The organism is Streptomyces crystallinus (assembly GCF_039521265.1).
Taxonomy (GTDB): Bacteria; Actinomycetota; Actinomycetes; order Streptomycetales; family Streptomycetaceae; genus Streptomyces; species Streptomyces crystallinus.
In genome coordinates this window covers 465,664-483,011 of record NZ_BAAACA010000006.1, presented here as the reverse complement: position 1 = coordinate 483,011, position 17,348 = coordinate 465,664, and the positions used below count along the sequence as shown (strand labels likewise).

At 73.3% G+C, this 17,348-nt stretch carries 18 protein-coding genes; 6 read left to right on the top strand and 12 right to left on the bottom strand.

Annotation, left to right across the window (positions count from 1 at the left end; translation table 11 throughout):
• The first annotated feature begins 101 nt into the window (after positions 1 to 101).
• Entirely contained in the window at positions 102 to 455 is a 354-nt protein-coding gene (locus ABD236_RS06080; RefSeq protein ID WP_344070919.1) for a nuclear transport factor 2 family protein, read from the top strand.
• On the opposite strand, the gene ABD236_RS06075 is transcribed toward ABD236_RS06080, so the two are convergent.
• The 4 genes from ABD236_RS06075 to ABD236_RS06060 form a co-directional block, all read right to left on the bottom strand.
• Positions 403 to 3,336, bottom strand: a complete 2,934-nt coding sequence (locus tag ABD236_RS06075; protein ID WP_344071238.1) for an NACHT domain-containing protein — start codon at positions 3,334 to 3,336, stop codon at positions 403 to 405. The two genes, ABD236_RS06080 and ABD236_RS06075, sit on opposite strands and share 53 nt — an antisense overlap.
• Positions 3,337 to 3,500: 164 nt before the next feature.
• Positions 3,501 to 3,794, bottom strand: coding sequence for a hypothetical protein (locus tag ABD236_RS06070; RefSeq protein WP_344070917.1), 294 nt, complete (start codon positions 3,792 to 3,794; stop codon positions 3,501 to 3,503).
• Between the two features lie 92 nt (positions 3,795 to 3,886).
• Positions 3,887 to 4,924 (bottom strand): PHP domain-containing protein, encoded by a 1,038-nt coding sequence (locus tag ABD236_RS06065; protein WP_344070914.1) that lies wholly within the window; start codon positions 4,922 to 4,924, stop codon positions 3,887 to 3,889.
• A gap of 141 nt (positions 4,925 to 5,065) precedes the next feature.
• A complete protein-coding gene (locus ABD236_RS06060; RefSeq protein ID WP_344070912.1) occupies positions 5,066 to 5,518 on the bottom strand; it encodes a subtilase-type protease inhibitor in 453 nt (150 codons plus the stop codon).
• Positions 5,519 to 5,928: 410 nt separating this feature from the next.
• Between ABD236_RS06060 and ABD236_RS06055 the strand changes: the two genes are divergently transcribed.
• Positions 5,929 to 6,135, top strand: coding sequence for a hypothetical protein (locus ABD236_RS06055; RefSeq protein WP_344070910.1), 207 nt, complete (start codon positions 5,929 to 5,931; stop codon positions 6,133 to 6,135).
• Between the two features lie 37 nt (positions 6,136 to 6,172).
• Here the strand turns inward: ABD236_RS06055 and ABD236_RS06050 are convergent, their stop codons facing one another.
• From ABD236_RS06050 to ABD236_RS06030, 5 genes are all read right to left on the bottom strand, one after another.
• Entirely contained in the window at positions 6,173 to 6,697 is a 525-nt protein-coding gene (locus tag ABD236_RS06050; protein WP_344070908.1) for an ATP-binding protein, read from the bottom strand.
• A gap of 271 nt (positions 6,698 to 6,968) precedes the next feature.
• On the bottom strand, positions 6,969 to 8,270 hold the full coding sequence (locus tag ABD236_RS06045) for a radical SAM protein (protein WP_344070906.1): 1,302 nt from the start codon (positions 8,268 to 8,270) through the stop codon (positions 6,969 to 6,971).
• A 246-nt stretch (positions 8,271 to 8,516) separates the two neighbouring features.
• Positions 8,517 to 9,452, bottom strand: a complete 936-nt coding sequence (gene hemC / locus ABD236_RS06040) for a hydroxymethylbilane synthase (RefSeq protein WP_344070904.1) — start codon at positions 9,450 to 9,452, stop codon at positions 8,517 to 8,519.
• 214 nt (positions 9,453 to 9,666) lie between these two features.
• Complete coding sequence (locus tag ABD236_RS06035) at positions 9,667 to 10,113, bottom strand: SPW repeat protein (protein ID WP_344070902.1); 447 nt, start codon at positions 10,111 to 10,113, stop codon at positions 9,667 to 9,669.
• A 158-nt stretch (positions 10,114 to 10,271) separates the two neighbouring features.
• A complete protein-coding gene (locus ABD236_RS06030) occupies positions 10,272 to 11,015 on the bottom strand; it encodes a hypothetical protein (RefSeq protein WP_344071236.1) in 744 nt (247 codons plus the stop codon).
• Positions 11,016 to 11,331: 316 nt separating this feature from the next.
• On the opposite strand from ABD236_RS06030, the gene ABD236_RS06025 reads away from it, so the two are divergent.
• From ABD236_RS06025 to ABD236_RS06015, 3 genes are all read left to right on the top strand, one after another.
• Positions 11,332 to 11,853 carry a winged helix-turn-helix transcriptional regulator gene (locus ABD236_RS06025; protein WP_344070899.1) on the top strand — a complete coding sequence of 174 codons (522 nt, stop codon included), beginning with the start codon at positions 11,332 to 11,334 and terminating at the stop codon, positions 11,851 to 11,853.
• Between the two features lie 79 nt (positions 11,854 to 11,932).
• On the top strand, positions 11,933 to 12,859 hold the full coding sequence (locus ABD236_RS06020) for a ketopantoate reductase family protein (RefSeq protein ID WP_344070896.1): 927 nt from the start codon (positions 11,933 to 11,935) through the stop codon (positions 12,857 to 12,859).
• Positions 12,856 to 13,602, top strand: a complete 747-nt coding sequence (locus ABD236_RS06015; RefSeq protein ID WP_344070894.1) for a thioesterase II family protein — start codon at positions 12,856 to 12,858, stop codon at positions 13,600 to 13,602. Before ABD236_RS06020 ends, ABD236_RS06015 begins: the two co-directional genes overlap by 4 nt.
• A gap of 42 nt (positions 13,603 to 13,644) precedes the next feature.
• On the opposite strand, the gene ABD236_RS06010 is transcribed toward ABD236_RS06015, so the two are convergent.
• Positions 13,645 to 14,346, bottom strand: a complete 702-nt coding sequence (locus tag ABD236_RS06010) for a 4'-phosphopantetheinyl transferase family protein (RefSeq protein WP_344071234.1) — start codon at positions 14,344 to 14,346, stop codon at positions 13,645 to 13,647.
• A gap of 8 nt (positions 14,347 to 14,354) precedes the next feature.
• Complete coding sequence (locus tag ABD236_RS06005; protein ID WP_344070892.1) at positions 14,355 to 15,197, bottom strand: metallophosphoesterase family protein; 843 nt, start codon at positions 15,195 to 15,197, stop codon at positions 14,355 to 14,357.
• A gap of 143 nt (positions 15,198 to 15,340) precedes the next feature.
• Here ABD236_RS06005 and ABD236_RS06000 point away from each other — a divergent pair, with 143 nt between their 5' ends.
• Positions 15,341 to 16,162, top strand: coding sequence for a hypothetical protein (locus ABD236_RS06000; protein ID WP_344070890.1), 822 nt, complete (start codon positions 15,341 to 15,343; stop codon positions 16,160 to 16,162).
• Here ABD236_RS06000 and ABD236_RS05995 read toward each other — a convergent pair.
• Positions 16,144 to 17,348 (bottom strand): AfsR/SARP family transcriptional regulator (locus ABD236_RS05995; RefSeq protein ID WP_344070888.1); only part of this gene is annotated, 1,205 nt, incomplete at its 5' end. The genes ABD236_RS06000 and ABD236_RS05995 overlap by 19 nt on opposite strands.

Below are 17,348 nucleotides of genomic sequence, written 5' to 3'. Positions count from 1 at the left end.
GTTCGTACCGTTTGCCCCGCGTGCCCCGGCGGAGGACGCTCGAAGCGTAGGCCCCTCGCGGTCCACCTGGCGCGGGCCGCGACCTTCTGGAGGAGGTCACCATGGGCACCGCCTTCGACACGGAGTCGCTGCGCCGCGGCATCGAGAGCCACGACGCCAAGACCCTGCTGTCGCTCTACGCGGACGACGCGGAGCTGCGCGTCGTCGACCGCAACACCCAGCCGAGCCACCCGATGGTGATGCACGGCCAGGGCGAGATCTCCAAGATGCTCGACGACGTCTACGGCCGGGACATGACGCACAAGCTGGAGCAGTGCGTGGTCCAGGGCGACAGCGTCGCCTACACGGAGTCCTGCGAGTACCCCGACGGCGTACGGGTGCTGGCCAGCTCGATGATGTCGCTCAAGGAAGGGAAGATCGTCGAACACACGGTGGTGCAGGCCTGGGACGAGTAGCACAAACCGGAGGAGAAGCGAGGCGTTCCTGGAGCCGGGCGTGCCGGAACTGGTAGACCGCGCCCGCCTGCCGCAGCACGCCCAGCCGGTGCGCCTCGCCCAGGAACGCCATCAGCCGCCAGGGCAGGGCGCCGCACGCGCACAGCCACAGCCGAGCCACCGCGAGCCGCCCCCACGCCGACATCGCCACGGTGACCGCACCGGTGGGGACCAGCGCGTACGCGCCGATGCGCGCCGCGTCCGGCAGCCCCAGCAGGAGCGGCAGGGCGCTGCCCGCGAGGACGGCGGCCAGATAGGTGAACAGCGCGCGGGCGAGTGCGGTACCCCGGTCGGTCGCGATGCTCGCCGAGGGGCTGAGGCCGCGGGTGACGTCGACCGGCGCCCCCAGCCAGCGGTGCAGCCCCGCCGCGATGCCGGCGACCAGGCCGAGCCCGAGGCCGCCCGCGAGGCCGAAGGCGACGGCGGTGCGCAGCAGGGCGCCCGGGCTCTGCCGGGTCAGCCATTCCTCCTGGGGGCGGTCGAGGAGCGGTGACAGGTCGTACGCGCCGAGGTCGCGGCCGTCGGCGAGCCGGACGGTGAAGACCTCCCCGTCGGGCCGGTAGTCGTGCGCGGAGATCGAAAGCCGCTGGTCGACGGCGGTGCAGCGGGCCGGTGCGGCGCACAGGGCCAGGTCGCGTACGTCGGCGGGCAGGGCGAAACGCGTGGTGCCGCCCCGCTCGACCAGCGTGCCGTGCACGGGCTGCGGCAGCACGAGGTAGGGGCGGCCGTGGGCGCGCAGGCCGTAGCGGGTGCCGTCCGGCGCGTCCACGTGACGTGAGCCGTCCGGCGCGTGCCGCACCGGCCCGCTGACGGGGAAGTCCTCGCGCAGTGCGGCCCGCGCCGCCGCCGCGCCGCCCTCGGCCAGGGTGAAGACCGCCCCGAGGGACAGCCCCGCGAGCAGCCCGACGGCGAGGCCGTGGGCCATCGCCCGGCCCAGGCGGCGCGCCCTGCCGACGGGGTCGCGCCGCTCGCTCCTGGCCACCACGGCCGGCTCGCCGCGTACGAGATACGCGGTCAGGGCGCCCGCGACCACCGCCCCGAGCACGGTGAGCAGCGGTGAGTCCGGCAGGAACCCGGCGCCGACGAGCACCGCTCCGGCGGCCGCGAGCAGCCCGGCGCCCGCCCGGCGCGACCAGCGGCCGCACGCTCCGCGCCGACGGCGGCCGAAGAACGGCATCGTCGACGGCAGCGGTGACGTCGGCAGGCCGATGGCCGCGAGCCCGGTGGCGATCACCAGTCCGTACAGCCCGCCCACCGCCAGCCAGCCGAGCACGCGCGGCATCCCGGCGAACGGCACGGCGTGGTAGGGGTCCTGGCTGAGCGGGCGGGTGAGCCCGACGGCGAGGCTGAGCGGCAGCGCGTACAGCAGCGGCAGCAGGAAGCGCCGTCGCGGGCCGCCGCGCGCGGCGTAACCGGCGCAGGCCCCGGCCACCGTGGCGGCGGTCACCGCGGGCAGCGCGGGGTCCTGGCCGAGCGCCCACAGCGGCAGACAGACGGCCTCCGCGAGCAGGCCGAGCAGCAGGAGCGGGCCGAGGCCCGGCAGCGGCCGGGGCAGCGCGGTGTGCAGCTCCCACCAGGCGAGGTCGCGGGTGTCGCGGTGTTCCAGACGGCGGGCGAGGAAGCGCAGCCAGCGCAGGGCGCGGGCGGTGTCCCAGCGGGTGGACCCGGCGAAGGAGGCGGGCACGAAGGCGTCGAGCAGATACTCCTCCAGCGCCGTCGGGTCGGCGAACTCCGGGCGCCGCAGCAGCTCGCCGGGGTCGTTGCCGGACTCTCCGTAGACGGCCCGGGCCATCGCCACCATCAGGGGCGAGGCGAGCACCTGGCGCACCGGGTCGCCGGGCCGGGTCCGCGCCAGCACCGGGTCCCAGGCGGTGGCGCGCTCCCCCGAGGGGCCGCGCACGGGCCGGGCGGTGCGCCGCAGGAAGTCGGCGGCCTCCTCGAAGGCGAGCGGCTGGAGCTCGACGACGGCCGCCGCGGTGAACACGTCCCCGTCGGCGACGACTTGGGCGTACACCCGGCTGCGGCAGGTCAGCAGCAGCGGACTGCCCTCGTCCAGACCGGAGTTGAGCCGCCGCAGGGCCTCGGCGCGCAGCGGCGCGGCGAGTTCGTCGAGGCCGTCGAGCACCGGCAGCACCCGCCCGGCCGCCAGAAGCTCCGCCGCCAGCGGGACCCCCGACCGCTGGATGGCTCCCAGCGCCGGATACCCCTGCGCCAGCCGCTCCGCCAGCCAGGCGTGCAGCTCCGTGCGGTCGGGCTGCCAGCCGGCGAGCGGGAAGATCACCGGCACCGGGTCGCCCGCGTCCCGGTGCTCCAGGAGGTCGAGGGCGAAGCGGACGGCGAGGACGGTCTTGCCGCTGCCGGGAGCGCCGAGCACGACGAGCCGCCGTGAGGGTACCTGGGCGAACACCCGGGCGATGTCGTCCAGTACGCCGTCGAACCGGGCGTCCGGCACACCGTCGCACCGCGCGGTCCGCGCGCCGTCCCACCGCGCGTCCCCGGCGATGTTCTCCGGCTCGTCCGCCAGCCAGGGGTCCGCGGCGGTCCAGCGCACCGGCAAGGGTCTCGGGTCCTGGAGTCTGCGCAGCCGCCACTCCGTCTGCCAGTGCAGCCGCACGGCCTCGGCCAACGCGTCGGCGGCGTGCTCCAGATGCTCGGCCGGTGAGCGTTCGCCTTCCTGCGGCCTCAGTGTGTTGGCGACCAGTCCCACCAGGGAGAACACGAATCCGAGCACGGTGACCAGCGAACCGGCACCGCTGAGGCTGCGCTCCCGCACCGCCACGGCGACGACCGCGCCGGTGGCCAGCACCGCTCCCACCCAGATCCCGCGCCGCCAGTACCGCATCACGCGCGCCCCCCGTCAGGGTGACCCCGTTGGTGCGCGCCATTGTCCCAGCGGATCGCCGGGACGGAACCGGGCGGGAGACCACGAAGGTGTCCCGGGCACGGCCGTGCGGCGGGGGCGCCCGGCTCCCGACAGGCCGGGCGCCCCCGCTCCTTACGTGTCCGCTACCCCAGGCCGGGCAGCAGGCCGGTCAAGGGGGCCACCGGGTCGGTGACCTGGTGGAGCTGGTTGAGGTCGTTCAGCTTGTTCAGCTGGGCGAGCTGGGGCCCCACACGGGGGATCTGGTCGCGCTGGTCCGCCGGGACGGAGCCCGTCACGAGCCCGTCGAGCGTGGCGACCGGGGAGACTCCGGCGGGCTTGACCCCGGCCGGGCCCGCGGCGCTCGCCGCGGTGGCGCCGAGCCCGGAGACTCCGGCGGCGAGGGCGAGGACTGTGGCGATACGTCGTGTTGAGATCACGCCCTGACAACCGGCCGGAGCGGCCGATGGACACGGCCACGTCCGAGCCTCACCCGAGAAGCCGATGCCGGGGCTTCGAGGCGGTCGAGGCGTCAAGCGCGCGTCGGCGTGCGGCCCTCGCGCGTCCACGCCAGCAGTTCGGCTTCCGTCCAGGTCGTGATGATCCGCTCGGCCGGGACCCCGCACTCCTCGGCCCGTACACAGCCGTAGACCTGCCAGTCCAGTTGCCCGGGCGCGTGGGCGTCGGTGTCCAGGGAGAACAGCACACCGGCGTCGACCGCGCGCCGCAGCAGCCGACGCGGCGGGTCCAGGCGTTCGGGCCGGCTGTTGATCTCGACGGCGGTGTCCGACTCGGCGCAGGCGGCGAAGACCTCGTCGGCGTCGAACTCCGACTCGGGCCGTTGGCCCCGGCCCCCGGTGACCAGCCGGCCGGTGCAGTGCCCGAGGACGTCGGCGTGCGGGTTGCGCACGGCGGCGACCATGCGCCGGGTCATCGCGGGCGCCTCCATGCGCAGCTTGGAGTGGACCGACACCACCACCACGTCGAGCTGTTCCAGGAGTTCCTCCTCCTGGTCGAGTGAGCCGTCCTCCAGGATGTCGCACTCGATGCCGGTGAGCAGCCTGAACGGCGCCCAGCGCTCGTTCGCCTCCGCCACCACCTCCAGCTGTCTGCGCAGCCGTTCCGGGGACAGGCCGTTGGCCACGGTGAGGCGGGGCGAGTGGTCGGTGAGCACCGCCCACTCGTGGCCGAGCTCGGCCGCCGCCCACCCCATCTCCTCGATGGGGCTGCCGCCGTCGGACCAGTCGGAGTGCAGATGGCAGTCGCCGCGCAGGGCCGCGAGCAGTTGCCCGCCGCCCTCGGCCAGCGGCGCGGAGGCTCCTTCCTCCTCCAACCGCCGCAGATACTGCGGCACTTCTCCCGCCAGCGCCTCGCGCACGACCTGTGCCGTCTTGGGGCCGATGCCGCGCACCGACTCCAGCGACCCGGCGGCCACCCGCTTCTCGACCTCGCCGTCCGCCATGCCCACGACCGTGTCGGCGGCCGTACGGAACGCCTTGACGCGGTACGTGGGGGCCCGGGTGCGCTCCAGCAGGAACGCGATCCGCCTCAACGCCGTCACCGGATCCATCGCCACCTCCGACCGCCCCCATTCTCCGCCACCCGCCCGCGCCGCGCAGCGCGGAGGCGGGGCACCCCGCTCGGGGTGCCCCGCCTCTGGTTCGGGGGCGCTGTCGCGCGTGCGACGAGGTGTGCTCGCTCGTCGGCCGGGTCAGAACTCGAAGAGGACGCCCTGGGCCGCCTGCTTGAGGCAGGGGTTGCCGAAGGTGTGCTTGTACGAGACGCGCTGGCCGTCCCAGACACCGTCGGCCGTGACGGTCATCGGCTTCCACTCCTTGGTACACACCACGCCGGCCGGCGGGCCGGCCGTGATCGCGGCGAAGTTGCCCTGGTTGTGCTTCAGCTCCTGGCAGGCCCCCTTCGGGTCGGGGTGCGTGCCGGAGGGGGTGGGCGTACAGGTGAGCGTCACCGCGCGCAGGACGGACGCCCCGTCGTCGCCGGTGCCCGGCGCCACGGTCAGGACGAGCGCGGACGGCGGGTAGAGGCTCATCGCGGCACCCCGGGTGTCGTGCTGATCGGCGCCGGCCGCACCCGGAACGGCGACCGCAGCGCCGGCGAGGGCCAGCGCGGCCACCAGAGTCGTACGCCCAAGCGTCTTACGCATATCGAACACTCCTGTCATTCAGGGACGGATGAACGAGCCAGAGTCTTGTCCACGTCCGGGCGTGCCGCAGACCGCCGTATACGAATCCGGTCACACTCAGCGACCCGTCGATCGCACGAAGTTGCAGGCCAGGGCCACCCGAACGATCGGCCGGGCAGATGAAACCCCAGAGAGAAGAAGGCGCAAAGCCGCCTCTGCTTTGCTTTCTAAAGCTACGAGAACATTGAATCTTGAATAGAAAGGTTTCGATTCGATTTCATTCGCGGGTCATGGTCCGGCCCCCCGGCCGTGCCCGCTCGGGCGGCCGGACGTGCGCGCACCCGGGGCGGGCGGCAGAGTGGGGACGGTGCCGCGCTCGCCGCACCCGGCCCGCCCGGCGCCCACGGGCCCAGACGAAGGAGCAGCACACGATGGAACACCACATCGTCGCCGAGATGACCGCGCCCGGGGACACGCTCAAGGAGTGGCACATGGTCCGTGCCGGCCAGGAGGTGTCCATGTGCGGCCGGACACTCGACATGACCCGCCCCCAGCTGCCCGCCGACGCCTGGGGGACCGAGCAGGCGCGGCCGTTCTGCCACACCTGTGGCGCCCTGTTCCTGCGCGAAGTGCCATGAGCCAGGGCGCCCGAGGTGTCCTGCCGCCGTACGCCGGCTATCCGATCGGGGCCGGCTCCCGCTCCAGCGGCACCGGCGGGAGGTCCGGCACCGGGTCGGGCGTGCGCTGCGCCGCGGACAGGGCCCGCAGGGGGCGCACCCGCACCAGCGCCTGCGCGTCGGGCGCGTCCGCCCGCAGCGTGAACCAGACGACCTTGCCCTCGGCGGTGGGGTGGGTGCCCCAGCTGTCGCTGAGCGAGGCCACCAGGGCCAGGCCCCGGCCGTGCGTCGCCAGCGGCTCGCCGCCGCCGAGGACCGGCAGGCGGGGGTCGCGGTCGAGCACGGCCGCGGTCAGCCGGCGGCCGGTCCAGCGCAGTTCGAGCGTGCAGTGCTTGTCGCCCTCGGCGTGCCGGAACACATTGGTGAGCAGCTCGCACACACCGAGGCTGACCGGCTGGATCAGACCTTCCAGCTTCCAGTAGCGAAGGTGTGCGGCGACTATCCGGCGGATCTGCGGCACCCGTTCGGGGGTGGCTTCCAGATCCAGGACGTACTGACGGTTGACTTCCACGACCACGCTCACGACTGCGCTCCTCATCAGGACGGCCGGCGAACCGGCTGCCGCTTCGACAATGACAGCCCCGAGAAAGCGGAATGTAGTCACTCGGATACAGAGGGAACGCAATCAGCGTGACCCCATCCGGGTGAACGCGCAACACAGGCAGCCCGGAAACGACGCTCCGGTGCAGGTCAGGACTGCAAAGAGCCCCGGCAGGACGGGGGAGACCTGCCGGGGCTCGTTCAGGGGCGGGCGGCTCAGCGCGGCCCGCGTATAGATGAATGATAAACCATAGTCAGACCGTCAGGCTGTCCATGAAGGAGCTCACCGAGAAGACCGCGTTCCCGGGCCCGGCCGGCCCGTATCCGGGCGGCGAGGTCAGGCCGTACTCGTCCATCGTCGCGCGGTACGCCTCCAGCAGGCGGATGTGGTACTCCAGCGGCGCGCCCTGCGGGTTGGCCTTGCCCAGCGGGGTGGTCGGCTCGGGGCACCAGGTCGTGAAGCGCGGGGTGATCCCGCGCGACATGAAGTAGTGCAGCCCCTCGACGGTGGAGTCGATCGCCTCGTCGACGGTGGTGAAGCCGAAGGGCTCGGCCATCTCCACGCCCGCCACGAAGTTCGGGATCACATTGCGCGGGCCGAAGATCTCCGCCGAGTCGAGGATCCGCCGGTGCCACTCGTCCCGGCCGACGTACTCCTCCTTGCCCGGGCAGTACAGCTCGAACAGCCGCCGGTCCCACACCTCGTAGTTGGGGTGGTAGATCCGTACGCCGTAGTCGTGGAAGCGCTGGACGTCCTCCTTGGGCAGCGCCTGGGCGACGACCTTGCCGGTCCAGCGGCCGGGGAAGCGCTCCTCGATCGCCTTGGCGTACATCCCGTAGAAGTCGGCCTCGTCGCGCCCGCCGACGTGCGAGGTGATCGCCCCGCCGGTGAGGGTGTACGCGGTCGAGGCCTTGGCGGTGTCGTACCGGTCGATGATCTCCAGCGCCTCCAGGATCTCCTCGACCGGCTTGACGCCCGTGTAGGGGCGTCCGGCCGCCTTGTGCTGGCGCCAGTTGTGGTTGATGTCGCAGTACTGGCACTCCTGCTTGGCGCCGAAGTACTGGCAGACCCGGAAGACGGTCAGATAGATCAGATAGCCCCACTGGATCGTCGGGGCCACCTCCATCACGGACTTGCCGTTGGACAGCTTGTGCCGGTAGTACTCCGGCATCGGCGGCAGCCCCACGTCGGAGATCCGCTTGCCGTCCAGATACAGGCCGAGCATGCCGTGGTCGTCGGCGGCGACCCGGTACGGGGAGGCCGGGTTGACCCGCACCGACACGACCGTGCGGCGCAGCTCGTACGGGCCTCCGGTCAGCACGATCTCCTCCGGCGGGCGGCGCAGTGCGGCGGCGCCGAGCTCCGGCAGGGTGCGGTGGTCGAAGGAGAAGATGAAGTACGACTTCGGCTTGACCTCTCCGGACTCGTTGTCGCTGAGGGCCGAGTCGTCGAAGGCCACCCCTCCGCGCAGCAGATCTTCCTTGATCACGGCTTCCCGGGGCACTCCCGGGAACCGGGACATGAGTGATTCGACCTCATCGGTACGGGTGAGCATGTGCTGACGTCCTCCGGTCCAGTCGCGTATCTGTCCCACTGAACCTATGCTCTCGCCGGCTTCGCCGATGGACTGGGCATCGACGACGAAGCCGGCGAGCTGAAGGACATGCTAGTCGGCGGTGATCTTCGGCGGATCGGTCCGGGGTCGCGCTTCTCCTCGGTCGAAAGGCTTAGGCACCCGGGCTCGCGGCGTACCGGCGTACTGGTGCACCGGCGTACCGGCGTACCGGCGTACCGGTGTGGCTCAGTGGGCGATCGAGTCGATCAGTTCGCGGGCGCCCTGGCGCAGCAGGGTGACCGCGACCGAGGTGCCGAGGGTGGCCGGGTCCAGCGGACCTGCCCACTCGTGGGCGTTGAGGACCGTCTTTCCGTCGGGGGTGAACACACAGGCCCGCAGCGAGAGGTCGCCGTTGCGGGCGGCTCTCGCGTAGCCGGCGATCGGGCTGTTGCAGTGGCCCTGGAGGACGTGGAGGAACATCCGCTCGGCGGTCGCCTCGCGGTGGGCGTCGGGGTCGCCCAGGTCACTGACCAGGTCGATCAGTGCGGTGTCGCCCTCGCGGCACTGGAGGGCCAGGATGCCCGCGCCGATCGGCGGGCACATCACCTCCGGCGAGAGCACCTCGCTGATCACGTCGGTTCGCCCGATGCGCTCCAGGCCCGAGGCGGCGAGCAGCAGGGCGTCCGCGTCGCCCGCCGCCAGCTTCTCCAGCCGGCGGTTGGCGTTGCCGCGCATCGGGACGCAGGTCAGCTGCGGGTGGGAGGCGGCCAGTTGGGCGATGCGGCGCACGGAGGAGGTGCCGATGCGGGTGCCCTCGGGCAGTTCGTCGAGGGTGAGGCCGCCGGGGTGGATGAGGGCGTCGCGAATGTCGTCACGTGCGAGGAAGGCGGCGAAGACGGTTCCGGCGGGCAGCGGGCGGTCGGCCGGAACGTCCTTGACGCAGTGCACGGCGAGGTCGGCCTCGCCCGCGAGCAGCGCCGCGTCCACCTCCTTGGTGAACGCGCCCTTGCCCTCGACCAGCGAGAGGTCGCCCATCCATTTGTCGCCGGTCGTCTTGACCGGGACGACCTCGGTGGCCACCCCCGGGTGCAGGGCCGCGAGTTCGGCACGTACGCGTTCCACTTGCGCGAGCGCCATGGGCGAGTCACGGGAGACGATCCGGATCAACTCGGCGGTAGACATGCGTCCACGATAGGGGGCGCGCCCCGCTCTCGCTCACATCGCCCCGCGACCCCAGTGCCTCGGTGCGCCAAGGGAGTTGACGGAAGTCCCGTACGGGGCGCGGACGATCAGCCGATAGGGAAAGCGGCTCTGCGGACGAGCCGCGCGGGCCCCCGGCCGCGGCTCGCGCGGGCGGGGGCCCCGGGGCGGGCGGCTGTGCGGGCAGCCGCCGCGGTCAGGTGGCCCTTCTGTTCTTGCTCATCAGCATGCCGCCCGCGACCAGCGCGAACAGACACACCGCGCCACCGGTGATGATGTTGCTCAGGACTGCTCCGGTACCGGGGTGGCGGGCGACCACCCACGGAGCGACGATCAGCCAGGCGCCCAACAGCAGGGCCACGAAGTTCAGGTCCTGCGACCGCTCCGGGGCGATGGACATGCACAGGCCCACGACCGCGAGAGCGATGCCGACGATCAGGTTCGTCAGGGCGAGCGTCGGCAGCGCGCCGGAGAAGTGCACGGTCCAGCCGGAGATGGCCGCGTAGATCCCGGCGAGGATCACCAGCTCCTCGACCGCCGCGACTCCTCGGGTCTCCAGCATCGCCGCGTACCTGTCGCGCATCTCCGGTACGTCAGGGTGCCCGGATATGTCACCTGGTCGGTGGTGAGAGACGTCGGCCATGTGACTCGCCTCCTTTTTGCTGTCTGCAAGTCTTGTGGCCCCGATGCGACATCCGGTCGCGATTCCAGTGTGCTCTTATCTGGCCTTTATGCGAAGTTTTAGCCGTTATCCAATATCTACAGAACTTACGGGCGTTCTGTGTAGAAGTGCTGACGCGCTCAGACGGTGGCCTCGGCCGCCGCCATCGCGCGCCGGTTGCGCCACCGCCACCACCGGCGCCGCAGCGCGGCCGGGCCCAGGTCGACGCGCCCGTGCAGCAGCCCCAGCACGATCGCCATTCCCACCGCGATCAGATGCTCGCGGCCGGCCAGGTTCGGCTTCACCATGGCCTCGAACAGCATCGATCCCCCGGTCAGCGCGAACACCACCGGGGCCCGGCGGACCACCGAGAGATAGGTGAAGAGGCCGACCACGGCCGCGGACGGCCCGGTGTCCAGGACCTGCCCGATCTCCTTGGGCAGCCCGAGCCCGCCCCAGGCGCCCGGGCCCAGCGCGATCATCACCCGGGCGCTGAGCGTCCCGGCCAGGGTCGTGACGTACGCGATGACCAGCGTCCGGGTCCGGCCCAGCGCCAGCTCGGCCAGCGCGAAGCCCAGGAACAGCTGGGTCAGGCCCGCCCAGACGGGCAGGTCCAGGGCCGGCACGAAGAGCGAGATGGGGGTGCGCAGCAGCGCCAGCCACAGCGGCAGATCGGCCTTGACCTCACCGGTCAGCCGCACCACCACCGCACCGGCCCGGGTCAGATGGATGGCGTGGAAGACGGTCACCGCGACACAGGCGAGCACGCCCAGGAAGAGGCCGCGCAGCCCTCGGTGGACCAGCTGGCGCACGGGGTCGATGACGATGCCCTGGAACTCGCCGCGCAGGGTGCGCACGAGGAACCGGACGGGACGCACCAGCAGTTCGGCCCGCTGCGGACGGTCCCCGCCGCTCGTCTCGGGCGGCACGCTCGGCGCACCGGTCCCCTCGACGGCGTCGCCGCGGCCACCCTCCACCCCGTCACGACGGCCGTCGGCCACTTGAAACACTGGTCGATCCCCCTCACGCTGCTACGCCGGGCAGTCATGACATTCGGCGCGTAGCTCCCCACGTACCCCCAGATCGTGCACCAGGTCGAACACGCGCCGCTCACGGGGGTCCACACCAAGGTAATCACCGGGTGAAAGTCCTTCAAGATTTTGGTTCACTCACCGAACCGTCACGGGTTAGGGTCGGGCCATGACGCTGCCGCGCGACTACACCGGCCTGTCCTGCTCCCTGGCCCGCTCCCTGGAGATCGTCGGGGAGCGCTGGACGCTGCTGATCGTGCGCGACGCCTTCTACGGGGTGCGCCGCTTCGGCGACTTCGCGGCCCATCTCGGGGTCCCCCGGGCCGTCCTCACCGACCGGCTGGCCACCCTCACCGAGGCGGACGTCCTCGCCAGGGTGCCGGGCGCCGGGCGACGCGAGGTGTACGAACTCACGCCCAAGGGCGTGACGCTGTGGCCGGTGGTGCGGGCGCTCACCTGCTGGGGCGACGAGCACTACGCCGAGGGGGGCCCGCGCCGCGTCTACCGGCACGCCGCCGACGACGCGCCGATCGCCGCCGACGGGCGGTGCACCCGCTGCGAGCTGCCCGTCGAGGTCCGCGACATCCTCGTCACCCCGGGCCCGGGCCTCGGCCCGGGAAGCGAGGACGACGACCCGGTGACGGTGGCCCTGAGCCGCCCGCACCGGCTGCTCCACCCACTGCGCGGCTGAAAATGCCCGGCTGGCACACCCCACGGCCGGGCAAGCACCCCTCTCGCACCACGATGTTCACGACGAAAGGTGTACGCCCATGAAGATCCTGGTCGTCGGCGCCGGAGCCACCGGAGGCTACTTCGGCGCCCTGCTCGCCCGCGCGGGACGCGACGTCACGTTCCTGGTGCGACCACGCCGCGCCGCCGCGCTGCGCGAGCGGGGCCTGCGGCTGACCGGCTCGGGCGAGGACGAGGTGCTCACCCCGCGGCTGGTCACCGCCGACGAGCTCGCCGGACCGTACGACCTGGTCCTGCTGTCGGTGAAGTCGACCGCCCTGGAGCAGGCCGTCGAGGACCTCGCTCCGGCGGTCGGCCCGCGGACCGCGATCGTGCCGCTGCTCAACGGCATACGCCAGCTGGACGTGCTCAACGCCCGCTTCGGCAAGGAGGCGGTCCTGGGCGGGGTGGCCAAGGTCATCACCACGCTCAGCGACGAGGGCGACATCGTCCGGCTGGCCCCGCTGGCCGTCCTCGCCCTCGGCGAGCAGGACGGCGGCCCCTCGGCCCGCACCGAGGAGATCCGGGCCGTGCTGGCCGGGGCGGGCATCGACGCGAGCGTGCCGCCCGACATCCTCGCCTCGATGTGGCACAAGTGGGTGTTCATCACCACGCTGTCCACCGTGACCTGTCTGATGCGCGGCGAGGTCGGCGACGTCATCGCCGTGCCCGGCGGCTCCGCGATCGGCCCCGCCGTCCTCGCCGAGGGAGCCGCGGTGGCGGCCGCGGCGGGCTACCCCCTTCCCGAGAGCGAACGGGAGCTCACCACCTCGCTCGTCACCCAGGAGGGCTCCACCTTCGCGTCCTCCATGTACCGCGACGTGGTGTCCGGCTTCCCCACCGAGGTGGAGCACGTCTTCGGGGACCTGACCGAGCGCGCCCGCGCCCTCGCGGTACCCACGCCGCTGCTCGACCTGGCCACCGTGCACCTGCGCGTGCACCAGCACCGGGTGGGGGCGAAGCGATGACGGCGAGCCCCTGGATCAAGCGCTTCCGCCCGGCGCCGCAGGCCCCCACCCGGCTGGTCTTCTTCCCGCACGCGGGCGGCTCGGCCACCTCGTTCTTCGCGGCCGCCAAGGCGCTGTCGCCGGATGTGGACGTGCTGGCGCTCCAGTACCCCGGGCGCCAGGACCGGCTGGCCGAGCGCCCGATCGAGGACATGCGCACCCTCGTCGACCGCGTCACCGAGGAGCTGATGCCGTGGACCGACCGGCCGCTGACGCTCTTCGGCCACAGCATGGGCTCCTCGGTCGCCTACGAGGTCGCGCTGCGGCTGGAGGAGAAGGGGGTGTCCCCGCTCGGGCTCTTCGCCTCGGGCCGCTCGGCGCCCTCCGTGCCGCTCTCCCGGCGACTGCACCTCGCGGACGACGACGAACTGGTCCGCCATCTGCGGGAGCTCTCCGGCACGGACGCCCAGCTCCTGGCCGAGGAGTCCCTGTTGCGGATGGTGCTGCCCGCGCTGCGCGGCGACTACCGCGCCCTGGAGACGTACAGCCCCGAGCCGGGCCGGTCGCTGGGCTGTCCGGTGGTGGCCCTGTGCGGCGACGCGGACCCGGTGGTGGACCCCGACGACGTGGCGCTGTGGGAGCGGCACACCTCGGCGTCCTTCCGGATGCGGGTCCTCAGCGGCGGCCACTTCTTCCTGGACGCCCATCTGCCCACCGTCACCCAGGAGATCCGCGACCACATCGCGGCGGCGACCGCGGGCTGAGGGGCGGGCGCGGGGGCGCGCCGGCCCGGCACGCCCCCGCGCTCACTCCCCGGCGCGCTGCCGCCCCACGACCACAGCGGTGGCCACCAGGCTCCCGTCCTCCCCCTGCGCGGTGCGCCACCGGCCGCGGAACACATCGTGCCGGACGCCGTCGACCACCGGCCCGGGCACCCGCAACGCGCCCGTGAACGTGCCGAGTTCGGGGTCGGGGGTGATCACGCAGTCGCCGAAGTCCAGCCACCGGCCGGTCAGCGGGAACCACGCCTTGAAGACGCTCTCCTTGGCGCTGAACAGCAGCCGGTCCCAGGCCACCGCCGGATGCGTCCGGGTCAGCCGGTCCAGGGTGACGCGCTCCTCCGGCAGGGTGACCATCGTCCGTACCCCGTCGGGGACCGGCGCGTTGGGCTCGGCGTCCACACCGACCGAGGCGACGGCCGAGGCGGGGGCGACGGCGGCGGCGCGGTAGCCGTCGCAGTGGGTCATGCTGCCGACGACGCCCTCCGGCCAGCGCGGGGCGCGCTGCGCCCAGGCCGGGCCCTCCCGCACGGGCAGGATCGGGCCGGGCGGGTGCCCGAGCCGGCCGAGTGCGGTGCGCGCGCACAGCCGTACGGTGGCGAACTCCCGCCGGCGCTTGTCGACCGCCTTGGCCACCACCTCGGCCTCCTGCGGGAACAGCTCGACCTTCGGCGGGTCGGCGAACAGCTCCGCCACCACCACCTCGGCCGGCAGCAGCCCGTCGAGCAGCGCGCGGCTCACCACCGCGGCACCGAGGACGGCCCGGGCAGCACCCGGCACAGCCCCTGCGGCGGCGCCGCACGGCTGCCCCACTCCCGGGGATAGCCCAGCGACACCTCCAGGTGCGGCACCCCGTCGACCTCGATGGCGCGCGGGATGTGCAGATGTCCGTAGACGACGGCGGCGGCCCGGTAGCGCACGTGCCAGTCGGCGGTGGCCTCGGTGCCGCACCACTGGGCGAACTCCGGGTGGCGCAGGATCCGGGTGGGCTCGCGCACCAGCGGGAAGTGGTTGACCAGCACGGTCGCCAGCGCCGGGTCGACCTCGTCGAGCCGCGCGCGGGTGTACGCGAGCCGGGCCCGGCACCACGCGTCGCGGCTCGGGTAGGGGTCCGGGTGCAGCAGGCGCTCGTCCACGCACACCACTCCGGTGCCGTGGGCGACGGCCAGCGCCTCCTCCTTGGTGTGCGCGCCGTCGGGGCGGAACGTGTAGTCGTACAGCACGAAGAGGGGCGCGACGACGACCGGCCCGTCCGGGCCCGGCCACTGGCGGTAGGGGTCCTCCGGCGTGGCCACGCCGAGGTCACGCATCCGCTCGACCAGATACGTGTAGCGGGCCTCGCCGCGCAGCCGCACCGGGTCGGCCGGCGGTGTCCACAGCTCGTGGTTGCCCGGCGCCCAGACGACGGTGGCGAAGCGGCCCGCGAGGAGCTCCATCGCCCGGAGCACGTCGTCCGCCTTCTCCCCCACGTCCCCGGCGACGATCAGCCAGTCCTGCGGGGAGTCCGGCCGCAACGCGTCGAGGACCGCGCGGTTCTCCGCGTGGCCGACGTGCAGATCACTGATCGCATAGAGACTCATGGTGATCACAGCGTACGTGGGGCCGCTCATCGCCCGTTGCCCGATGGCCGGTTCGGGCCGGGCGGCCTACCGGCGCACTCCAGGAGTCCGATAGAGGTTCATCCGCGCAACCCCTGGCCACCCTGCCCGCGGAGGTACGCCCCATGAGCCGAGGACCGAGCCACGCTTCGCCGGGCAAGACGCGCTTCGACGAGATCTACGACGCACCGGACCCCCGCGCCTACTTCCGCCGGCTCGCCCCGCTCCAGTACGAGATCCCGCACCACGCCCAGGCGGTCTTCCGGCACGACCGGGCCGCCCGCGCCGCGGCCTGCGGCCCGGGCGGCGCGGTCACCGTGCTCGACCTGTGCTGCTCGTACGGGATCAACGCGGCGCTGCTCAACCACCACGTCACCCTCGCCGAGCTGTACGCGCACTACACCTCGCCGAGGGTGGCGGACCTGTCGACGGCCGAACTCATCGCGTACGACCGGGCGTTCTACGCCTCGCGGCGCCGGGCCGACGCCGGGCCGGTGGCCGGACTGGACGCGGCCCAGCGCGCCGTCGGCTACGCGCTCGCGGTGGGGCTGCTCGACGAGGCGTACGCGGAGAACCTGGAGCACACCGCGCCGAGCGAGCCGCTGCGCCGGGCGGTGGCGCGCACCGGGCTGATCACGGTCACCGGAGGCATCGGCTACATCACCCCGCGCACCTTCGACGCGCTGCTCGGCTGTGCGCGGCAGCCGGTGTGGGTGAGCGCGTTCGCGCTGCGCACCGTCTCGTACGCGCCGTACGCCGCGGCGCTCGCCGCCCACGGCCTGGTCACCGCGTCGGACGCGGCGCGCGCCTACCGGCAGCGGCTGTTCACCGGTCCGGCCGAGCGCGACCACGCCCTGCGCCAGGTCGTGCTCGCGGGCCACGACCCGGCCGGGCTGGAGAGCCTGGGCCGCTACCACGCGCGGCTGTATCAGTCCCGGCCGCGCTGAGCCGGGCGCGCCGGGATCGCGGCGCGCCGGTCCGGGTGCGGGAACGGGGCGGGCTCCACATCGATCTCCGCCATCCGCTCGACGTAGAGCAGATGGCGGCGGCGGGCCTCGCCGTGCCGGCCCGCCGCCGCGAGCAGCGCGATCAGGGCGAGATGGGTCTCCTCGTCGTACGGGTCGCGCTCCAGCAGACGCAGCCGGTAGTGGACCTCGGCGTGGTGGTCGCGGCGCTCGGCCGCCGCCGTGGCGAGCCGGGCCAGCAGCTCCGAGTGGACGGCCTGGGCCTCCTCGCGCAGGGCGACCGCCCATTCCGCGTACGGCTCGTCCTCCAGCACGTCGCCCCGGTAGAGCCGTTCGGCGTCCGCCAGCGTGGCATAGGCGTCGCCGCCGGAGCGCCCGGCCGCCGCCAGGGCGTGCCGGGCGGCGCCCAGGAAGTCCCGGACGTCGACGCGGAGCCGGGCGAGGGCGATGACGTGCTTGTCCGCGGCGATGAAGTGGTCCTGCGGCAGCCGCCGTTCCGGGTCGAGCACCATACGCAGGATCGACAGCGCCACCGAGAGTCGGTTGGCGCACCGGGCCGGGTCCTCGCCGGGCCACAGCGCCTGGGCCACGACCTCTCTCGGGGTCGGCAACCCGCGCCGCGCGACCAGGAGTTTGAGCAGGTCGCGCGCCTTCTTCGACTGCCATTCCTCGGGCCCCACCGGGGTGCCGTCGCGCAGCACCCGGAAGCCGCCGAGGACCTGCACCGCCGCCGAGGGCCGCAGCGGCGCGGTCGCCCGGTTGAGCAGGCCCGCCGCGTCCGCCGCCCGCTCACGCACGCCCAACTGCCGCAGCAGCCCGACCGCTTCGCGCAGCCGGGGCCCGCCGTCGCCGGACAGCAGGGCGCGGGCGGCGGCCACCCGGGCCACGGCCAGGGGGCGGCGGGCGGAGGTCCACATCGCCTGGGCGTCTTCCAGGAGCCGGTCCCGTACGCGTGTCTCGCGGGTGCACATGGCCTCCAGCTCCAGGAGCTCCGCGAAGACCTGGCGGCAGGCCTGGGCGCCGGGCTCGCCCGCGGCCTGGCGGGCCGCCTCCGCCGCGATTTCCGGCCGTTCGTCGGCGAGCGCCACCCAGCCCGCCGCGATCAGCGCGCGGATCCGGGTGCGGCCGGCGCACTGGCCGGCCGCGCGCCGGGCCAGCAGGGCCGCGG